Origin of the sequence: Nonomuraea solani (assembly GCF_900108335.1) — a bacterium.
Lineage (GTDB): Bacteria > Actinomycetota > Actinomycetes > Streptosporangiales > Streptosporangiaceae > Nonomuraea > Nonomuraea solani.
In genome coordinates this window covers 921,362-938,222 of the sequence record NZ_FNVT01000002.1, presented here as the reverse complement: position 1 = coordinate 938,222, position 16,861 = coordinate 921,362, and the positions used below count along the sequence as shown (strand labels likewise).

Annotated in this window: 16 protein-coding genes; 8 read left to right on the top strand and 8 right to left on the bottom strand. The window is 70.8% G+C overall.

The window, feature by feature from the left end; translation table 11 throughout:
- Positions 1–81 precede the first annotated feature (81 nt).
- Positions 82–873, top strand: coding sequence for a tyrosine-protein phosphatase (locus C4V41_RS10005; protein WP_103955464.1), 792 nt, complete (start codon positions 82–84; stop codon positions 871–873).
- Between the two features lie 5 nt (positions 874–878).
- Here C4V41_RS10005 and C4V41_RS10000 read toward each other — a convergent pair whose 3' ends face one another.
- Together C4V41_RS10000 and C4V41_RS09995 are read right to left on the bottom strand one after the other, a co-directional pair.
- The gene (locus tag C4V41_RS10000) at positions 879–1,919 is read right to left on the bottom strand and encodes a Gfo/Idh/MocA family oxidoreductase (protein ID WP_103955463.1); all 1,041 of its coding nucleotides are present in this window, start codon (positions 1,917–1,919) and stop codon (positions 879–881) included.
- Positions 1,920–1,991: 72 nt separating this feature from the next.
- Positions 1,992–2,891, bottom strand: coding sequence for a proteasome assembly chaperone family protein (locus C4V41_RS09995; protein ID WP_103955462.1), 900 nt, complete (start codon positions 2,889–2,891; stop codon positions 1,992–1,994).
- A gap of 205 nt (positions 2,892–3,096) precedes the next feature.
- Between C4V41_RS09995 and C4V41_RS60640 the strand changes: the two genes are divergently transcribed.
- Positions 3,097–3,390: an ankyrin repeat domain-containing protein gene (locus C4V41_RS60640; protein ID WP_146103605.1), complete on the top strand. Its 294-nt coding sequence runs from the start codon at positions 3,097–3,099 to the stop codon at positions 3,388–3,390.
- Between the two features lie 209 nt (positions 3,391–3,599).
- Positions 3,600–4,466 (top strand): terpene synthase family protein, encoded by an 867-nt coding sequence (locus C4V41_RS09990; protein WP_103955461.1) that lies wholly within the window; start codon positions 3,600–3,602, stop codon positions 4,464–4,466.
- A gap of 3 nt (positions 4,467–4,469) precedes the next feature.
- On the opposite strand, the gene C4V41_RS09985 is transcribed toward C4V41_RS09990, so the two are convergent.
- Positions 4,470–6,590, bottom strand: coding sequence for an ATP-binding protein (locus C4V41_RS09985; protein WP_235030016.1), 2,121 nt, complete (start codon positions 6,588–6,590; stop codon positions 4,470–4,472).
- Between the two features lie 281 nt (positions 6,591–6,871).
- On the opposite strand from C4V41_RS09985, the gene C4V41_RS09980 reads away from it, so the two are divergent.
- The 5 genes from C4V41_RS09980 (at position 6,872) to C4V41_RS09960 (ending at position 11,108) form a co-directional block, all read left to right on the top strand.
- On the top strand, positions 6,872–7,264 hold the full coding sequence (locus C4V41_RS09980; protein ID WP_235030015.1) for a GNAT family N-acetyltransferase: 393 nt from the start codon (positions 6,872–6,874) through the stop codon (positions 7,262–7,264).
- 97 nt (positions 7,265–7,361) lie between these two features.
- A complete protein-coding gene (locus C4V41_RS09975; protein WP_103955458.1) occupies positions 7,362–8,168 on the top strand; it encodes an MIP/aquaporin family protein in 807 nt (268 codons plus the stop codon).
- 46 nt (positions 8,169–8,214) lie between these two features.
- Positions 8,215–9,732, top strand: a complete 1,518-nt coding sequence (gene glpK, locus C4V41_RS09970; RefSeq protein ID WP_103955457.1) for a glycerol kinase GlpK — start codon at positions 8,215–8,217, stop codon at positions 9,730–9,732.
- 123 nt (positions 9,733–9,855) lie between these two features.
- On the top strand, positions 9,856–10,353 hold the full coding sequence (locus C4V41_RS09965) for a SigE family RNA polymerase sigma factor (protein ID WP_103955456.1): 498 nt from the start codon (positions 9,856–9,858) through the stop codon (positions 10,351–10,353).
- Positions 10,350–11,108: a hypothetical protein gene (locus C4V41_RS09960; RefSeq protein WP_103955455.1), complete on the top strand. Its 759-nt coding sequence runs from the start codon at positions 10,350–10,352 to the stop codon at positions 11,106–11,108. Before C4V41_RS09965 ends, C4V41_RS09960 begins: the two co-directional genes overlap by 4 nt.
- A gap of 51 nt (positions 11,109–11,159) precedes the next feature.
- Here C4V41_RS09960 and C4V41_RS09955 read toward each other — a convergent pair whose 3' ends face one another.
- The 5 genes from C4V41_RS09955 to C4V41_RS09935 form a co-directional block, all read right to left on the bottom strand.
- Entirely contained in the window at positions 11,160–12,350 is a 1,191-nt protein-coding gene (locus C4V41_RS09955; RefSeq protein ID WP_103955454.1) for a PucR family transcriptional regulator, read from the bottom strand.
- Positions 12,351–12,518: 168 nt separating this feature from the next.
- Positions 12,519–13,367 carry an ABC transporter permease gene (locus tag C4V41_RS09950; protein ID WP_103955453.1) on the bottom strand — a complete coding sequence of 283 codons (849 nt, stop codon included), beginning with the start codon at positions 13,365–13,367 and terminating at the stop codon, positions 12,519–12,521.
- Positions 13,364–15,895, bottom strand: a complete 2,532-nt coding sequence (locus C4V41_RS09945; protein WP_103955452.1) for an alpha/beta fold hydrolase — start codon at positions 15,893–15,895, stop codon at positions 13,364–13,366. Before C4V41_RS09945 ends, C4V41_RS09950 begins: the two co-directional genes overlap by 4 nt.
- A gap of 51 nt (positions 15,896–15,946) precedes the next feature.
- The gene (locus tag C4V41_RS09940; RefSeq protein WP_103955451.1) at positions 15,947–16,354 is read right to left on the bottom strand and encodes a nuclear transport factor 2 family protein; all 408 of its coding nucleotides are present in this window, start codon (positions 16,352–16,354) and stop codon (positions 15,947–15,949) included.
- Between the two features lie 54 nt (positions 16,355–16,408).
- Positions 16,409–16,816 carry a PaaI family thioesterase gene (locus C4V41_RS09935; protein ID WP_103955450.1) on the bottom strand — a complete coding sequence of 136 codons (408 nt, stop codon included), beginning with the start codon at positions 16,814–16,816 and terminating at the stop codon, positions 16,409–16,411.
- Positions 16,817–16,861: the final 45 nt, after the last annotated feature.

Below are 16,861 nucleotides of genomic sequence, written 5' to 3'. Positions count from 1 at the left end.
AGAGCTCGTGGATCCATACGTTCATGCTGCGTTATGAACCTCGAATTCGCTCATATTTGGTGGACATATAGGGTCGTAATAATGAGCGAGCTGACGAGGTGGATCGAGCTGGAAGGCGCGGTCAACGCGCGTGACCTGGGCGGATTGCCCACGAGTGACGGGGGCGCCACCCGGCGTGGGCGCATCTACCGCGCCGACAATCTTCAGGGCCTGACCCCCGGTGACGTGGCCAGGCTGGTGGGCGAGCTGAATCTGCGCCACGTCGTGGACCTCCGTTCGACCCCCGAGGTGTCCCTGGAAGGGCCCGGGCCGCTGACCCGGGTGCCCGAGGTGCGGCACCACCACCTCACGCTGTTCGCGGAGGGCGGCAGGCACACCGACGTGGAGGCCGACACCATCGACGCCGACCGGGTGCTGCCGTGGGCGGAGCGGGCGCTGGACGAGGAGCTGCGGGTGACCGGCTTCTACTTCGGCTACCTGCGCGACCGGCCGGACGCCGTGGTGGCGGCCCTGCGCGCGATGGCGCTGGACGACGGGGCGGCGCTGGTGCACTGCGCGGCGGGCAAGGACCGCACCGGCGTGCTGTCGGCGATGGCGCTGGAGATCGCCGGCGCGACCAGGGAGGCCATCGTGGCGGACTACGTGGCCACGGGGGAGCGGCTGGAGCTGGTGCTGAAGCGGCTGCGGAGCACCGCGACCTACCGGGGCGACATGGACTCCCGCCCGGCGGACGACCACATGCCGAGGGCCCGCTACATCGAGCAGTTCCTGGGCGTCCTCGACGACCGCTTCGGCGGCCCGATGGGCTGGCTGGACCGGAACGGCTGGACCAAGGCGGACACCGAGGCGATGCGCGCCCGCCTGCGCGACTGAGGCTCTTATCCGAGATGTACGACGATCCGCTGGGTCGCCGACAGCCGGGCCGCCTCGATGACGGCCAGTGTCTCGATCGCGCTCAGCGGATCCACCGGCGGCGGCGCGCCCTCACGCACCGCCGCCACGACCCCCTGGTAGAAGTCCAGGTAAGTCCCCGCCTCGGTACGCACGAACCGCTGCTCCTCCTCCGTGCCCAGGATCCCCCAGCGGTCCTCCTCGTCATCGCCGAACCCGGGCGCCCCCGGCGGCAACCCGGCCCGCAGCCGCTCCTCCTGCACGTCCATCCCGTATTTCACGAAGGCCCCGGCAGACCCCAGCACCCGGAACCGGGGCCCCAGCCGGGCGGCCACCGAGCTCACCCACAGGTGTGACCGCGCCCCGCCGGCGTGGGTCAGCGCGATGAACGTGTCGTCGTCGGAGGCCACCCCCTCACGCCTGATGTCGCTCTCGCAGTAGACCTCACGCGCCGGCCCCAGCAGGTGCAGGGCCTGATCGACGAGGTGGCTGCCCAGGTCGTAGAGCAGCCCGCCGATCTCCGCCTCGCCCCCGGTCTCCCGCCAGCCGCCCTTGGGCACCGGCCGCCACCGCTCGAACCGCGACTCGAACCGGCGCACCTCACCGAGCTCACCCTCGCCGGCCAGCCGCCGCACGGTCCTGAAGTCGCCGTCCCACCGCCGGTTGTGGAACACGGTCAGCATGAGCCCCCGCTCCCCGGCCAGCCGCAGCAGCTCCCGCCCCTCTTCCGCGGTCCTGGCGAGGGGTTTGTCCACGACCACGGGCAGCCCCGCGGTGAGCGCGGCCGCGGCCGTGGCCAGGTGTGTCCTGTTGGGTGAGGCGACCACGACGAGGTCGCACCGCTCCCACAGCTCGCGCACGTCGCTCAGCCCCGCCGCTCCGTATTTCCCGGCGACCTCGGCCTGCCGGCCGGGATCGCGGGTCACGACGGCCGACAGGGTCAGGCCGGGGGTGGCGTGGATCAGCGGGGCGTGGAAGTAGGCCCCCGCGGTGCCGTAACCGACCAGGCCGACCCGGATCTCACTCATCCGCCCAGGCTAACGTCGATCCACTTACCGGGCCCCCGGCGGCGCGCCACTCCATCCCCCGGAGAAAGAGGGTTACTCGTCGTCCCGCTCGGCGAGGAAGCGCTCGAACTGGGCGGCCAGTTCGTCGCCCGTCGGCATGGGGGTGGTCTCTGCCATCAGGTTCTCGCGGTCGGCGCCGCCCGCGAACGCGTCGTACTGCTGTTCCAGCCCGCTGATCGCGGTGGACAGCTCGGTCGAGGCCTGGATCTGCTCCTCGATCTCCGTCGTCGTACGGCGGGCCGCGTCGCGCAGCGCGTCCATCGGGAACACCAGCCCCGTCCCCCGCGTCACGGCCTCCAGGCCCGTCACGGCGGCGGTCGGGTATTCGGCCTGCGACAGATAGTGCGGCACGTGCACCGCGTAACCCAGCGCGTCATGCCCCTGCGCCCCGAGCCGGAACTCGATCATGGCCGCCACACTCCCCGGCACCTGGACCCGCCCGAACGAGCTGGTCTGGGCGTTGATCAACTCCGGCCGGCTGGCGTGCATCGTGATGCCGAGCGGCCGCGTGTGCGGGACTGCCATCGGAATCCCGTGCAACGTCACCAGCTTGCTCACCTTCAGCCGGTCCACCAGCGCCGCCACGGCCTTCGTGAACAGCTCCCACTCCCGGTCGGGCTCGGGGCCGCTCATCACCAGGAACTGCGTCCCCGTCGAGTCCTTGGCGACATGCAGGGCCAGCTCAGGACTTTCGCACTCCACCCAGCGGTCGGTGTCGAACGTCATCACGGGCCTGCGCGACCGGTAGTCGAGCAGCCGGTCCACATCGAACGTCGCCACGACCCGGTGCTCCAGCTCGGCCAGCAGGTGGCCCAGCGCGAGGCGTCCGGCGCCGCCCGCGTCGACGAAACCGTCGAAGTGGTACAGCAACACCGGATCGGGCAGCTCGGGCGCGTCGTCTGCGAGCTTGTAGAGGTCCTTCGGGTCGAACACGGTTCAACAGCCTTTCCCTAGGTACTCTTCTCCAGAACCTACGGCGCGTCGGAACGATTCCGTGCACGGCACCCTATCTAGGGAAAATAGGGTGCAAGACCACAGCCCCGGTGCTCGAAGGGTCCGTTCGGCCTGGCCAGGGCGGGCGGCACGGCGGCGACAGGGGCGGTGGCACGGCGGCGCGGCGGCCGGTGTGCGGATCCGTATGCCGATTCGCCTGGCCAACGGCAAAGGTGACAGTTTGCTGATGCCAGCGGCTTATTACGGTCACGCCGAGACTGTACGCAAGCTTGTAACAAGCGGCGCCGATTACGGCGGTGCCCAGGGCCGGGCGCGGACGCCATTCGCCGGTGCGCTCTTCGCGGCGGAATCTGCCATGGTCAGGGCGTTGCGGGCCGGAGGCGCCGATCCCGCCGCCGGTCAGCCGCTGGTTTTCGCCACGGGGCGATTGTTCGCGAATGGCCAGTTTATCCAATGGTTCTCGCAAAGGGATTCATAATATGAAATAAGCATAAAAGGCCTCGAAGTTGTCGAGTGTGGCCTTTCGAACAGTCCATAGTCATGCTGGATGGCGTGGCTACTTCTGCGCACTCCTTCAGCAGGCGACCGCTCCACATCCCTCCGCTGCCATGTCCGTTCGCGAATGAGATCAACGTTCATGCGTCAGAGGTCGACGAGGAGAGTCACACATGGCTGGCCGCCTCAAACATGCTCAAAGGCGCCGACACCCTCGAGCACTTCCGGCGCTCCCAGATCGGCCTGCTCGCCGCACGGACCAACCCCGCCGTGCCGCGTGACAGCCTCCGGCTGATCAACGACTGGTACAACTGGCTCTTCGCCTTCGACGACGCGTTCTGCGAAGGCGGGCTCATGGGGCACCGGGCCTCCGCGCTGGCCCGGGCCCTGCCGCCGCTCCTCGAAATCCTCGACGGGCGGCGGGCACCCGACGCCGGCGACCCCTTCGGCCTGGCGCTCACCGAACTCCTGCACCGGATCTCGCAAGCGGCCACCCCCGCACAGGTGGACCGCTGGCGGATCACCGTGAAGGAATATCTGTTCGCCCAGATCTGGGAGGCGGCCAACCGCGAGGTCGACCTCATCCCGACCCCCGAGGACTACGTGCTGATGCGCCGCATCACCGGGGCCACGTACACCTGCCTCGCCCTCATCGACGTCGGCGGCGGTTACCGGCTCGAAGCGGAAGAGTGGCACCACCCCGACGTCCGCACCCTGTCCGACCTGGCCTGCGACCTCATCGGCTGGGACAACGACCTGCTCTCGTACGCCAAGGAGCGCGGCAACGACAAGGCCAGGCACAACCTGGTCACGGTCCTGGCCACGCACAAGACCCTCACGGTGCAGGAAGCGCTGCGCGAGGTGTCGCAGATGCACAACGACGCCATCGCCGCCTTCATCCACCGGCGCTCGGCGCTGGAGCAGTGGGCGCCGCTGCCGGTCCGCAAATACGTCCGCGGCCTCGAACACTGGGTACGCGGCCACATCGAGTTCTCCCTCGCCAGCGCGCGCTACCTGCACGCCTGGCCCGACGACACCCGCTGGCCGCAGGCCGTCTAGGAATCAGCCCTCGCCAGAGGCGTCCGCGTCTTCGAGCGCGAGCGTGGACGCCTCATCGAGGTCGAGGCGGGCGCCCTCCTCGAACGCGCTCTTGTAGGCCAGCTCACCCATCCGGCGCATGCAGTCTCTGATGCACGCGTCGTGATCCTCGGTCAGGAACGGCGCGCCGAGCTGGGGCAGCCCGGCCGTCTTCCAGTTCTGCTGCAGCGCCCCGAGCAGCTTCGCGGCCTCGGTCAGCTTCGCCAGCGCGGCGAAGATCCGCGCCACCGTCTCCAGCACCAGCAGGGTGCCGAGCGTGTCGTGGAAGTGCCGCTTGATCCGCAGCCCCTCCCTGGCGCTCTGCAGCGCGTCGTCGTGCCGCCCCGACCCCAGCCTGGTCAGCGACATCGCCCACTGCGCGTACGAGCTGACCCACAGCTCGCCCCGCTCCCTGCACACCTGCAGGCAGTCCTGCAGCAGCGACTCGGCCTCGTAGAGCTCGCCCTGCGCCGACAGCACCAGCGACAGCTCGACGATGGCGGGCAGCAGACCGGGGTTGAGCTCCTTGTTGTCGGTGTTGAACTCGATCGCCACGCCCAGCAGCGCGCTGGCCTTCTGCAGGTCGCCCTGGAGCAGCGCCGCGGTGCCCTGCATCTTCGAGGCCAGGATCACCGCCCTGGAGTCGCCCACCCGCACGGCCTCGGTGCTGCACTGCTCGGCCGCCTTCAACGCCCCGGCGCTGTCACCCTGGGCGCTCTTGACGTAGGACAGCACCCACAGGGCCTTGCAACGTTCCTTGCTCACGGTGGGGTTGGCGTCGAGAGCCCGCTCCAGGTAGAGCCGCCCCTCGCGGACGAAACCGCAGCACACCCACATGAACCACAACGACGACAGCAGCGTCAGCGCCAGCGACGACTTGCCCGGCGTCTTGAGCGCGTGCTCCAGCGCGACCCGGACGTTGTCGTGCTCCTGCCGCATCCGGACGAACCAGTAGATCTGCCGCGGCCCCGACCAGGCGTCCTCACTACGCTGAGCCAGGCTCAGGTAATATTCCAGGTGCCGCTGGCGCATCTGCTCGGCCTGCCCCAGCTTGTCGAGCCACTCCTCGCCATATTCGGCCAGGGTGTCGATCAGCTTGTAGCGCACGCCGGCGTGGTTGCTCCTGATCAGCAGGATCGACTTCTCCACCAGCCCGGTCACCAGGTCGGTGATGTCCTCGGACGGCAGCCGCCCGTCGGAGCACACGAACCGGGCGGCGTCGAGCTCGAAGTCGCCGGCGAACACCGACAGCCGCGCCCACAGCAGCCGCTCGGCCGGCTCGCACAGCTCGTGGCTCCAGCCGATGGCCGCCCGCAGCGTCTGGTGCCGGGGCAGCGCCGTGCGGCTCGCGCCGGCCAGCAGGCTGAACCGGTCGGCCAGCAGGCCCAGGATCTGCTCCACCGACAGCGCCCGCAGCCGCACCGCGGCCAGCTCGATCGCCAGCGGGATGCCGTCGAGGCGGCGGCACAGCTCGGCGACCGCGCCGATGTTCTCCTCGTCGAGCACGAAGTCGGGCACGCTGCCCCCGGCCCTGGCCGAGAAGAGCTGCACGGACTCGTTGGTGAACAGGCTCTCCGCCGGGTCGTCGCCGGGCACCTGCAGCGGCGGCACGGGGATGACGTGCTCGTAGGGCAGGTGCAGCGACTGGCGGCTGGTGGCCAGCACCTTCAGGTTGGGCGCCGCCTCCAGCAGCTCGTGGACCAGCTCCGCGCACCCCTGAACGAGATGCTCGCAGGTGTCGATGATGAGCAGCATGTCGCGCTCGCCCACCCACTCCGACAGCGACTCCGACTCGGTCCGCGAGGACTGGTCGGCGATGCCGAGCGCCGAGGCGATGGTGTGCTTGACCATGCCCGCGTCCTGCAGCCGGGCCAGGTCGGCGAACCAGACGCCGTCGGGATACTGCGAGCGCACCTGGTGGGCCAGGCGCAGCACGGTGCGCGATTTCCCCACGCCCCCGATGCCGGTCACGGTCACCAGGCGGGACTCGCCGAGGTGCCGTCTGAGGTTGGCGAGGAGACGGGTCCGGCCGATGAAGCTCGTGAGCTCCGCCGGTAGATTGCCTTCTCGCCGCCAGCCTGTCGGGGTGGCCATGGGCAGCCTCACGGGGGGTAGGCGACACCTGCCTACGCATCGTACCGCCGCACCCTGCGGGTGTCCTTGGACCTGCGGACACGCTGGGTATGGGTTTGTACTTCTAGGTAGCATGTCTCCGTGGACGATTTTCTACCTGAGCAGACGGCGGACGACACCGACCTGGGATGGGGCGACTGGCGGCAGGATGACCAGGACGCCTTCCATCTCGACAACAAGCCTCCGCACTGGGGCTGAGCGTCACGCACTCGCTACGCGCGGCGACCCCCGCCGACTACGACGCCATCGCCGCCGTGGCCGACGACTGGTGGGGCCGGCCGGTCCTGGCCATCATCCCGCGGCTCTTCCTCGACCACTTCCACCACACGAGCCTGATCGCCGAAGGCCCTGAGGGGATGGCGGGCTTCCTGGTCGGCTTCCCTTCGCCGGCGCTGCCCGGCGAGGCGTACATCCACTTCGTCGGCGTCTCGCCGGACGCCAGGAAGAGCGGCCTGGCCCGCACGATGTACGAGCGCTTCTTCGACGTGGCCCGCGCCCACGGCCGCCACGTCGTCAAGGCCGTCACCGCGCCGGTCAACGAGACCTCCATCGCCTTCCACCGCCGCATGGGCTTCGAGGTCGGCGGCCCCGTCCCGGGCTACAACGGCCTCGGCACCAGCCTGGTCACCTTCACCCGCACCATCTAACGGTCACTTTCCGTTACATATCATGAGCGGGCCGTATGTCTTCCCCTGAATCGGGGAAGGGCACCCAACGCTCTTGAACGTGCGGGGGAGGTGGCGGGTGGCGGGACGTCTCGGCCGGAGAAGCCTGACCGGCGAGCTGATCGCCGAGTTCGCGGGCACGATGGTGCTCATCCTGTTCGGCGCCGGAGTGGTCGCTCAGGTGGTCGCGGGCGGGCTCGGCGACCACGACAGCATCGCCTGGGCCTGGGGGATCGGCGTCGCGCTCGGCGTCTACGTGGCCGGCCGGACCACGGGCGCCCACCTCAACCCGGCCGTCACGCTGGGGTTCGCGGCCTTCCGCGGCTTCCCGTGGCACAAGGTGCTGCCGTACGTGGCCGCGCAGACCGCCGGCGCCTTCACCGGGGCGCTCATCGTGCGCTGGAACTTCACCGAGGTCCTGACCATGGTCGACCCGGGCCACACGATCAAGACCCAGGGCGTCTTCTCGACCCTGCCCGGCAACGGCACCCTGCCGTTCGGCACGTGGGGCGCGCTGCGCGACCAGATCATCGGCACCGCCATCCTGCTCTTCGTCGTCTTCGCCCTGTCCGACACCGCCAACATGGCGCCCAGCGCGAACCTGGGCCCGTTCGTCATCGGCCTGCTCGTCGTCGGGATCGGCATGTCGTTCGGCACCGCCGCCGGCTACGCGATCAACCCCGCCCGCGACTTCGGCCCCCGCCTGGCCAGCTTCCTGACCGGCTACGGCGGCGCCTGGCGAGATCAGTACGGGTCACTCTACTTCTGGGTCCCGATCATCGGCCCGCTGCTCGGCGGGCTCATCGGCGCCGGCCTCTACCAGGCGGCCATCGCCCGCTTCCTGCCGCAGGGCGAGGACCGCGACACAGTGAAGCCGTCTGACTGAGGGAAGCCGTCCGACTGAGGGAAGCCGTCCGACTGAGGAGAACGTTATGCCCGACTTCGTCGGCGCCGTCGACCAGGGCACCACGAGCACCCGCTTCATGATCTTCGATCACGAGGGCGCCGAGGTCGCCAAGTACCAGCTCGAACACGAGCAGCTCCTGCCCAGAGCCGGCTGGGTGGAGCACAACCCGATCGAGATCTGGACCAGGACCGCCGCCGTCATCCAGTCCACGCTCCAGCGCACCGGGCTGCACGACACCGACCTGGCCGCGGTCGGTGTCACCAACCAGCGCGAGACCACGGTCGTGTGGAACCCGCGCACCGGCCGCCCGTACTACAACGCGATCGTCTGGCAGGACACCAGGACCGACCGGATCGCCGCCGCGCTGGAACGCGACGGGCGCGGCCAGGTCATCCGCGACCGTACGGGCCTGCGCCCGGAGGCGTACTTCTCCGGCGGCAAGATCCAGTGGATCCTCGAGAACGTGGACGGCGTCCGCGAGGCGGCCGAGCGCGGCGAGGCCGTCTTCGGCACCACCGACACCTGGACCCTGTGGAACCTCACCGGCGGCGTCAACGGCGGCGCCCACGTCACCGACGTGACCAACGCCAGCCGCACCATGCTGATGGACCTGGACACCCTCGACTGGGACGACGAGCTGCTGTCCTTCTTCGGCGTCCCGCGCGCGATGCTGCCGCGCATCCTGCCGTCCGCGGACCCGTCCGGCTACGGGGTCACGTTCCCGTACGGGCCGTTCGGCGGGCAGGTGCCGATCGCCGCGGCACTCGGTGACCAGCAGGCCGCCACCGTCGGCCAGGTCTGCTTCGCGCCCGGCGAGGCCAAGAACACCTACGGCACCGGCAACTTCCTGCTGCTCAACACCGGCACCGACCGCGTGCGCTCCGAGAGCGGCCTGCTCACCACCGTGGCCTACAAGTTCGGCGACCAGCCGGCGGTGTTCGCCCTGGAGGGCTCGATCGCGGTGACCGGCTCGGCGGTGCAGTGGCTGCGCGACCAGTTGCACGTGATCACCTCCGCCGCCCAGAGCGAGACCCTGGCCAGGCAGGTACGCGACAACGGCGGCATCTACTTCGTGCCGGCCTTCTCCGGCCTGTTCGCCCCCTACTGGCGGGCCGACGCCCGCGGCGCCATCGTCGGCCTGTCGCGCTTCAACACCGACGCCCACCTGGCCAGGGCCACGCTGGAGGCCATCTGCTACCAGAGCAGGGACGTCGTGGAGGCCATGCAGGAGGACTCCGGGGTGATCCTGGACGTGCTGAAGGTGGACGGCGGCGTCACGGCCAACGACCTGTGCATGCAGCTCCAGTCCGACATTCTCGGCGTTCCGGTCAGCCGGCCGACCGTGGCCGAGACGACCGCGCTCGGGGCCGCGTACGCCGCCGGGCTGGCGGTCGGTTACTGGCGTGACACCGACGAGCTGCGTACCCACTGGGCCGAGGACCGCCGCTGGCGGCCGGAGTGGAGCGAGGAGCAGCGCGAGCAGGGCTACGCGGGCTGGAAGAAGGCCGTCGGCAAGGCGTTCGGCTGGAGCGAAACGGACTGAGCCCTCTTGTCACCCAGGTGACTGAGCCCTCTTGTCACCCAGGTGACTGGGCCCTCTTGTCACCCAGGTGACCGTGCCGCCCGGTAGTACTCCTTGAGAGCGGCACGAACGGGAGGACACACGATGGCGGATGGGTTCGCCGAGTACGTCGCGCAGCGGCACGACCGATTGTGCCGGACGGCGTTCCTGCTGACCCGGGACTGGGCCACGGCCGAGGACCTGGTGCAGGCCGCGCTGGTCAAGGCGTGGGCGGTGTGGCACAAGATCGAGACCGACCCGGACCGGTACGTGTACCGGATCCTGGTCAACACGCACGCCTCGTGGTGGCGGCGGCGCTGGCGCGGCGAGGTGCCGACCGAGGCCATGCCGGAAGGGCCGGCCGAGCCGGACTTCGGCACGGCGGTGGCCGAGCGCTCGGCCCTCTGGGCGGCGGTCGGCGAGCTGCCCAGGCGGCAGCGGGCGGTGCTGGTCCTGCGCTATTTCGACGACCTGACACCGGAGCAGGTGGCCGGCGTGCTCGGCTGCTCGGCCGGCACCGTGAAGAAGCAGCTCAGCAGGGCGCTGGCGCGCCTTCGCGTGGATCCCGCTCTCCATGACCTGAAGCTGGAGGCCCATCGATGAGCAACTACACCGAGGACGATCTGCGCACGGTGTTCGCCGAGCACAGCACGCGCGACGGCGGGCGCCCGCCCGAGCTGGACGACATCAGGCGGCGGGGAACACGGGCACGGCGGCGGCGCCGGACGACGGCGGGCGCGGTGCTGGCGGGGGCCGCCGCGGCGGTCGCGATCCTGGCGGGCACGCAGCCGTTCGGGCTCGGCGCCGATCCCGTCACGGGATCGTCGGCGCGGGTCGTCACGGGCCCCGGACTGCCGCGGACCGTGAACGATTCGATCGGCGGGCCCGTGTCGCTGATCCACAGCGAGACCCACCGCTCGTGGGGCCAGGGGGTGCAGGTGGTGTTCCAGCCGACCACCGTCAACACCGGCACCGCCATCCGCTGCGCCGACCCGGAGACGTGGGTGCTCGTGCGCTCCATCGACGACAAGGAGGGATGGAGCGACTTCGGCCGCTGCGGCGACCGGAAGGGGCCGGTCCTGGACAGCCAGTACGACACGCGGTCCATTCAGCCGGGGTGGCTGGAGCGGCCGCAGGGCATCGAGATCTGGATGTTCCCCGCCGACGCGCCGATCGCGGGCGGCGGGGACGGGCCCGGCGCCGGCTGCAAGGCCGCCGACCGGCGCGAGGGCAGGTGTGAGGGCCGCCCCTGGGACCACGAGTCCGTGGGGACGATGCCCGAGGGGCTGGCGGCCCAGCTCGGCGGACCGGGCGAGGGCGCCGAGTGGTCCGTTGGGATCTACGACCGCAGGCCGTGAAAGGGAGGGCCGGGTGCGGGATACGGCACCCGGCCCTCCCCGGTCCCCTACTTACCTCCTTGGATCGTTCCACGCGCCGGCCAGGATCCGGGCCACCGCCGTGCTCAGCACCCGCACGCCGCGCGTGCTGCCCGGCTCGATCCCGACCAGCTCCTGCACGCGGCGCAGGCGGTAGTCGAGGGTGCGCGGGTGGATGTGCAGCGACGTCGCCGTGCGCAGCCGGTTCATGTCGTTGCGGTAGTAGGCGTCCAGCGTGGTCACGAGCTCGGGCCCGCTGGACAACCGCCGCGCCATCTCCCTGAGCCACTCGTCCACCTGCGGCGTCCGCGCGGCCCCCAGTTCGGGGAACATGTCCGCCGCGCTGTAGGACCGGAGCGGCACCTTCTCGACCGGCGCCACCCGGCTGACCTGCCGGGCCAGCATCGCCGGCTGGGCCAGCGCGCCGACCCTGCCTACGGCCATGCCGACCGAGCAGGGCCGGCCGATCGCCTCGGCCACGTCGCGGCCCACCTCCAGCCCCAGGCCCTCCGCCGCCGCCGTACCGCGCGGGTCGGCGCCCGAGCACGGGACCAGCGCCACGACCTCGTCGGGCTCACCCCACAGGAGCGGCAGCCGATGCCGGTCCAGCAGCGTCTGCGTGATCTCCTCCCGGTGCGCCTTGGACAGCCGCGGCCGCCGGTCGGCGATCCGGATCACGGTCACCACGTAGTGCTCGGCCTGCGGCATGCCGACGCTGCCGGCCAGCGCGCTCGCCATGTCGTCGTCGTTGAGCAGCATCGTGGCGAGCCTGCGTACCCGGGCGACGACGGGCAGGAGAGGCTCCTGGCCCCTGAAGTAGCCGCGGGTGTGAGCCTCGGCCGCCGCCACGCCGTACCGGTCGAGCCAGTCGAGCATGAGGACGGTGTCGTCGACGTCGGACGGTTCGGCCGCCTCCGACATCTCGCGCAGCGTGGCCCCGGCGTGCAGCGCGAGGGCGTGCCGGTAGGACACCACCGACACGCCCTGTGCCGCCCGCTGTTCGCCGGCGGACTCGATGAAGGCCAGCTCGGAGTCCGGTAACGGCTCGTCCGCCTCCACCAGATCGATCGTGCGGCGCCTGATGATCACCGCGAGTTCGATCATCGATTCCCTCGCCTCGGCGGCGATGGCCTTGTAGTCGGAAATTTCGTCCATGCACGCCTCGACAACCCGCTGGGCGTTGCCGTCGATCCGGCGTTTGAGCGTGCCAAAGAAGTCCCCCATGTCGATTCCCCCAGAAACCACTGATGTTGGTTCCCCGTCACATCACACGCATCCGGCTATTCGCCTCAGCCAGGGATCTGGATCAACAAAGGGCGGAGGCCGTTCAGCCACACTTGGGACGCTAGCGCCCCCCGCGCCGAGGTGCGCGGGGGGCGCCAGCGGCCGGGGTCAACTGACGACGTCCTTGCGCCGGAAGCGGCGGAAGGCGAGCGCGAGGAGCAGGGCCGCGTACGTGACCGACACCGAGGCGCCCTTGGCCATGCCGCTCCAGTCCAGTTCGGGCGCCAGGGCGTCGAGCCAGGCGGTGTTCCAGAACGTGGGGAGGAACTCGCGCAGCACCCCTAGCGCCTCGACGGCCTGCAGGATGGTGCACACGATCCACAGGCCCACCGCCCCGCCGACCGCGCCCAGCGGCGAGTCGGTCATGGTCGAGATCAGGAAGGCCAGGGCGGCCACCACGAGCTGGCTGACCAGCGCGTACCCGATCACGATGCCGAAGCGCGGCAGCACGTCCAGCGCCGGGATCGTCTCGCCCGTGATCGGCACCCTGATGTCGTCCCAGCCGAACGCCAGCGTGCCCGCGAGCAGCGCCATCAGCGGCAGGCAGATCACCGCCGCCGCCGAGTAGCCGAGCGCGACGACCAGCTTCTGCCGCAGCAGCCGGTCGCGGGGGACCGGCGCGGCCAGCAGGTAGCGCAGCGACGACCAGTTCGCCTCACTGGCCACGGTGTCGCCGCAGAACAGCGCGACCGCCACCACCAGCAGGAAACTGGCCGACACCGACAGGGCGAAGGCGGCGAAGTTCAGGCCGCTCTCCGTGGCCAGGTCAGAGATGCGCAGCGACGACTGGGCCGGCTGGTTCGGCTGCGGCCCGAACTGGAACGCGATCACCAGGATCCACGGCAGCGCCAGCAGCAGCCCGAACATGACCAGCGTCCGCCGCCGCTTGAACTGCCTGACGATCTCCACCCGCAGCGGCAGTGTGTGGCGCGGCGCGTAACCGGTCGCGGCGGTCATGCCTTGTCTCCGATGAGGTCGAGGAACACGTCTTCCAGGCGCGGCCCGTGCCCGTTACCGAGGGCCGACGAGCTGAGCAGTTGCGACACCGGGCCGCTGGACACCAGTTGCCCGCGGTGCATGACCACGACGTGGCTGCAGGTCTGCTCCACCTCGGCCAGCATGTGGCTGGACACGATCACGGTACGGCCGTCGCGCGCGTACCGCTTGAGCACCTCGCGCATCTCCCGGATCTGGGGCGGGTCGAGCCCGTTCGTGGGCTCGTCGAGCACGAGCAGGTCCGGCAGCCCGAGCATGGCCTGCGCGATCGCCAGCCGCTGGCGCATGCCCTGCGAGTACGTGCGCACGGCCCGGTCCAGCGCCTTGCCCAGGTTCGCGATCTCCAGCGCCTCCTCGAAGCGCGCGTCGGCCGCGGGACGGCCGGTGGCGGCCCAGTACAGCTCGATGTTGTCGCGCCCGGACAGGTGCGGCAGGAACCCGGGCCCCTCGACGAACGACCCGAGCCTGGACAACACGGGCGCGCCCGGCGTCACGCGGTCGCCGAAGATGCGGATCTCGCCGCCGTCCGGCTGGATGAGGCCCATCATCATCCGCATGGTGGTCGTCTTGCCGGCGCCGTTCGGCCCGAGCAGGCCCAGGACCTGGCCCTTCTCGACCCGGAACGACAGGTCGTTCACGGCGAGCTCACCGTTGCGGTACGCCTTCTTCAGCCCGCTGATCTCCAGCGGCACGTCCTCGTCCCCGCCGTCCGTCGCGCGGTGGTGCGGGCGGCCCGTCGCGATCAGCACACCGGCGACCACGACGGCGGCCAGCGGCATCGCCCACACCCACCACGCCACCCCGGCAGGCGGCGCGGCCAGCGTGCGGACCGTGGGGACCGCCAGCGCGGGGGAGACCAGGGAGACCTGGTACGCGGCCGGCTCGGCGGGCGTCGCGTAGCCCATGTCGGTCGTGGTCACGACCAGCCGGAGCCGGTGCCCCACGGCGAAGCGGTAGTCGACGGCCGGCAGCGCGATCGTGGCCTCCGCGCCGCCCGCGCCCTCGGGGATCGTGACCCGGACCGGCGAGACGAGCCCGGCGGGCAGGGCGGGCGGCTGGGCGGTGCCGGCCACGTCGTACAGCTTCGCGAACAGCGTCGCCTCGCCCTTGGCGCCCGACACCCTGACCTTGACGGACGGGCTGCCGGTGAGCTGCAGCGGGGCGGTCAGCGGCGCGGACTCGAACGTGGCGCTCTGGCCTGGCATGTCGAGCGAGAACCCGGCGCCGCCGCTCTGCCCGCCCAGCAGCCCGCCGATGCCGGGCACGGTCGAGACCGAGGCGGGCGCGCCGCCGGGCGGGCTGACGATGTTCTGGCCGGGGCCGGTCAGCTCGACGGTGGTCGTGTCGGTGCCGGCCAGGCCCGGGTAGGAGGCGGCCTCCGGGTGCAGGCGGATGCGCTGGCGGGTGCCGGGGTCGCGGCCGCCGTCGCGCGTCACCGTGAACGCGCTGACCGCGGGGGCCGACTCGTCCCGCTTCAGGTGGCGGGCGAACCAGGCCGAGGTCTGCTCGGCGAGCCAGTCGGCCTCGCCGTTGCCGCCGTCGTGCCCGCCGTCGAACCAGGCCAGGCTGACCGGGGTGCCGGCGGCGGCGATGGCCCTGGCGTTGGCGTCGGCGTGGCTCAGCGGGAACAGCGAGTCGCGCTGGCCCTGGATGAGCAGGGTGGGCGCCTTGATCTGCCCGGCCACGGTGATCGGGCTGGACTTGCGCAGGAGGGCGATGGCCTCGTCGGTGGCCTGGCCGTCGGTGGCGACCCGCTGGTAGATGTCGCAGATCTCGGGCAGGAACCGGCCGCAGCGCGCCTGCTCGGGCGTCAGCGGCTGGGCGGCCTGGCGTTGCCCGCCGCCGAGCAGCGACGTCGTGTCCAGGGAGACGCCCTGGCCGAAGAAGATGCCGGCCCACATGCGCTTGAACACGCCGCTCGTCTCAGAGCCCGCCGTCCCGTTGGGGAACAGCGCGTCGGCCAGGTCGGACCAGGTGATCTGCGGCACGATCGCGTCGACCCGCCGGTCGTGGGCCGCCGTCATCAGGGCGATGGCGCCGCCGTACGAGCCGCCCGCGATGCCGACGCGCGGGTCGTTCGGGGCGTCGAGCCGGACCTCGGGCCGCTTGGCCAGCCAGTCGATGAGCTGCTTGACGTCCTTGACCTCGTAGTCGGGCGAGTTGAGCGCGATCTGCCCGGTCGAGCGGCCGAACCCGCGCGCCGACCACGTCAGCACGGCGTAACCCTGCTCGGCGAGGCTGACCGCCTGGGCCCGCATGCTCTGCTTGCTGCCGCCGAAACCGTGGGCGAGCAGCACGACCGGCGCCTTCCCGCCATCGGGCGGCGGGAAGAACGTCGCGTCGAGCTCGACTCGCTGGTCGTCGTCGGGTCCGTCGACGACGGTTATCTTCTGGTCCTGGCCCCGCACCCCGGGATCGGACGGCCATACCAGCCACGTCGTCACCCCGATGAGGGCGAGCGCCACCACCAGGGCGGCCACACGCTTCATGCGGGCAGCCTACTTTCCGCACCTGAGAGATCCCTGAGACGATGATCTTGCTCAGGAAAGGGCGCGCGCCACCGTGAGGCTGTCCTCGTAGATGTGGTAGCGGGTGATCAGTCCGTTCTCGACCGTGAGGTGCAGCGCGAAGGGCGAGGTGTAGGCCGTGCCGGTCGCTCTGACCGTCTGCGCCAGATGGCCGAACACCACCGCGTCGTCGCCGTCCACCAGGATCCGGGTCACCGACGTGCCGTTCAGCTCGGGCACGTGATACTCCGAGAGCAGGCGGAAATGCTCGGCCACGTCATCGCGCCCCGACCGGGGGCGGATCCACGGCACCGACGGATGCCCCTCCTCGGGCCAGTCGAGCTGCCAGTCGATCTTCTCGGCGAACATCTCGGCCACCCCGTCGTGGTCGCCCTCGCCGATCCTGCCCAGCAACTCCGTCACGGTCTCACGCGTCGTCATGGCCCCCAGTCTGCTCACGGACGTGCGGCGTGGCGATTACCCGCGAGGTAATCGTCAGCCCTGTACGGCGTAGACCGTCGTCGCGTGCGCCACCGTGTCGCCGCCGCCCTCGGCGCGCAGCGTGATCTCGGAGAAGGCCAGCGTGCGGCCCAGTTTCGTGATCCGGACGTCGATCAGCACGTCCTGGCCCACCACCGGCCGCTGGAACGTGGTGTTCTGCTGCACCGTCGTCATCGGCACGAACCCGCCGCGCGCCGCCGAGATCGCGACGACCGTGGCCGTGTCGGCGGCCGCCATCATCGCCTGCCCCGACATGCCGCCGCCCGACCTGGCCAGATCGCCGGACCACGGCAGCCGCACGATGGCGTGCCGCTCGCCCACCTCCTCCACGCGCAAGCCGAGCCGCTTGACCCAGGGGGCGAAGTATTCCTGGAGGATCGCCTCTGCCTCTTTGGGAGTCACGGGCCCATCATGCACGCTGGAGGCGCCGATGTCGGGAGGGTGCGC

Bases quoted from the DNA above. Each gene is read 5' to 3' on its own strand.
- C4V41_RS10005 (WP_103955464.1), top strand. From the start codon at position 82: ATGAGCGAGCTGACGAGGTGGATCGAGCTGGAAGGCGCGGTCAACGCG.
- C4V41_RS10000 (WP_103955463.1), bottom strand. From the start codon at position 1,919: ATGAGTGAGATCCGGGTCGGCCTGGTCGGTTACGGCACCGCGGGGGCC.
- C4V41_RS60640 (WP_146103605.1), top strand. From the start codon at position 3,097: ATGCCGATTCGCCTGGCCAACGGCAAAGGTGACAGTTTGCTGATGCCA.
- C4V41_RS09990 (WP_103955461.1), top strand. From the start codon at position 3,600: ATGCTCAAAGGCGCCGACACCCTCGAGCACTTCCGGCGCTCCCAGATC.
- glpK (WP_103955457.1), top strand. From the start codon at position 8,215: ATGCCCGACTTCGTCGGCGCCGTCGACCAGGGCACCACGAGCACCCGC.
- C4V41_RS09965 (WP_103955456.1), top strand. From the start codon at position 9,856: ATGGCGGATGGGTTCGCCGAGTACGTCGCGCAGCGGCACGACCGATTG.
- C4V41_RS09960 (WP_103955455.1), top strand. From the start codon at position 10,350: ATGAGCAACTACACCGAGGACGATCTGCGCACGGTGTTCGCCGAGCAC.
- C4V41_RS09955 (WP_103955454.1), bottom strand. From the start codon at position 12,350: ATGGGGGACTTCTTTGGCACGCTCAAACGCCGGATCGACGGCAACGCC.
- C4V41_RS09950 (WP_103955453.1), bottom strand. From the start codon at position 13,367: ATGACCGCCGCGACCGGTTACGCGCCGCGCCACACACTGCCGCTGCGG.
- C4V41_RS09945 (WP_103955452.1), bottom strand. From the start codon at position 15,895: ATGAAGCGTGTGGCCGCCCTGGTGGTGGCGCTCGCCCTCATCGGGGTG.
- C4V41_RS09940 (WP_103955451.1), bottom strand. From the start codon at position 16,354: ATGACGACGCGTGAGACCGTGACGGAGTTGCTGGGCAGGATCGGCGAG.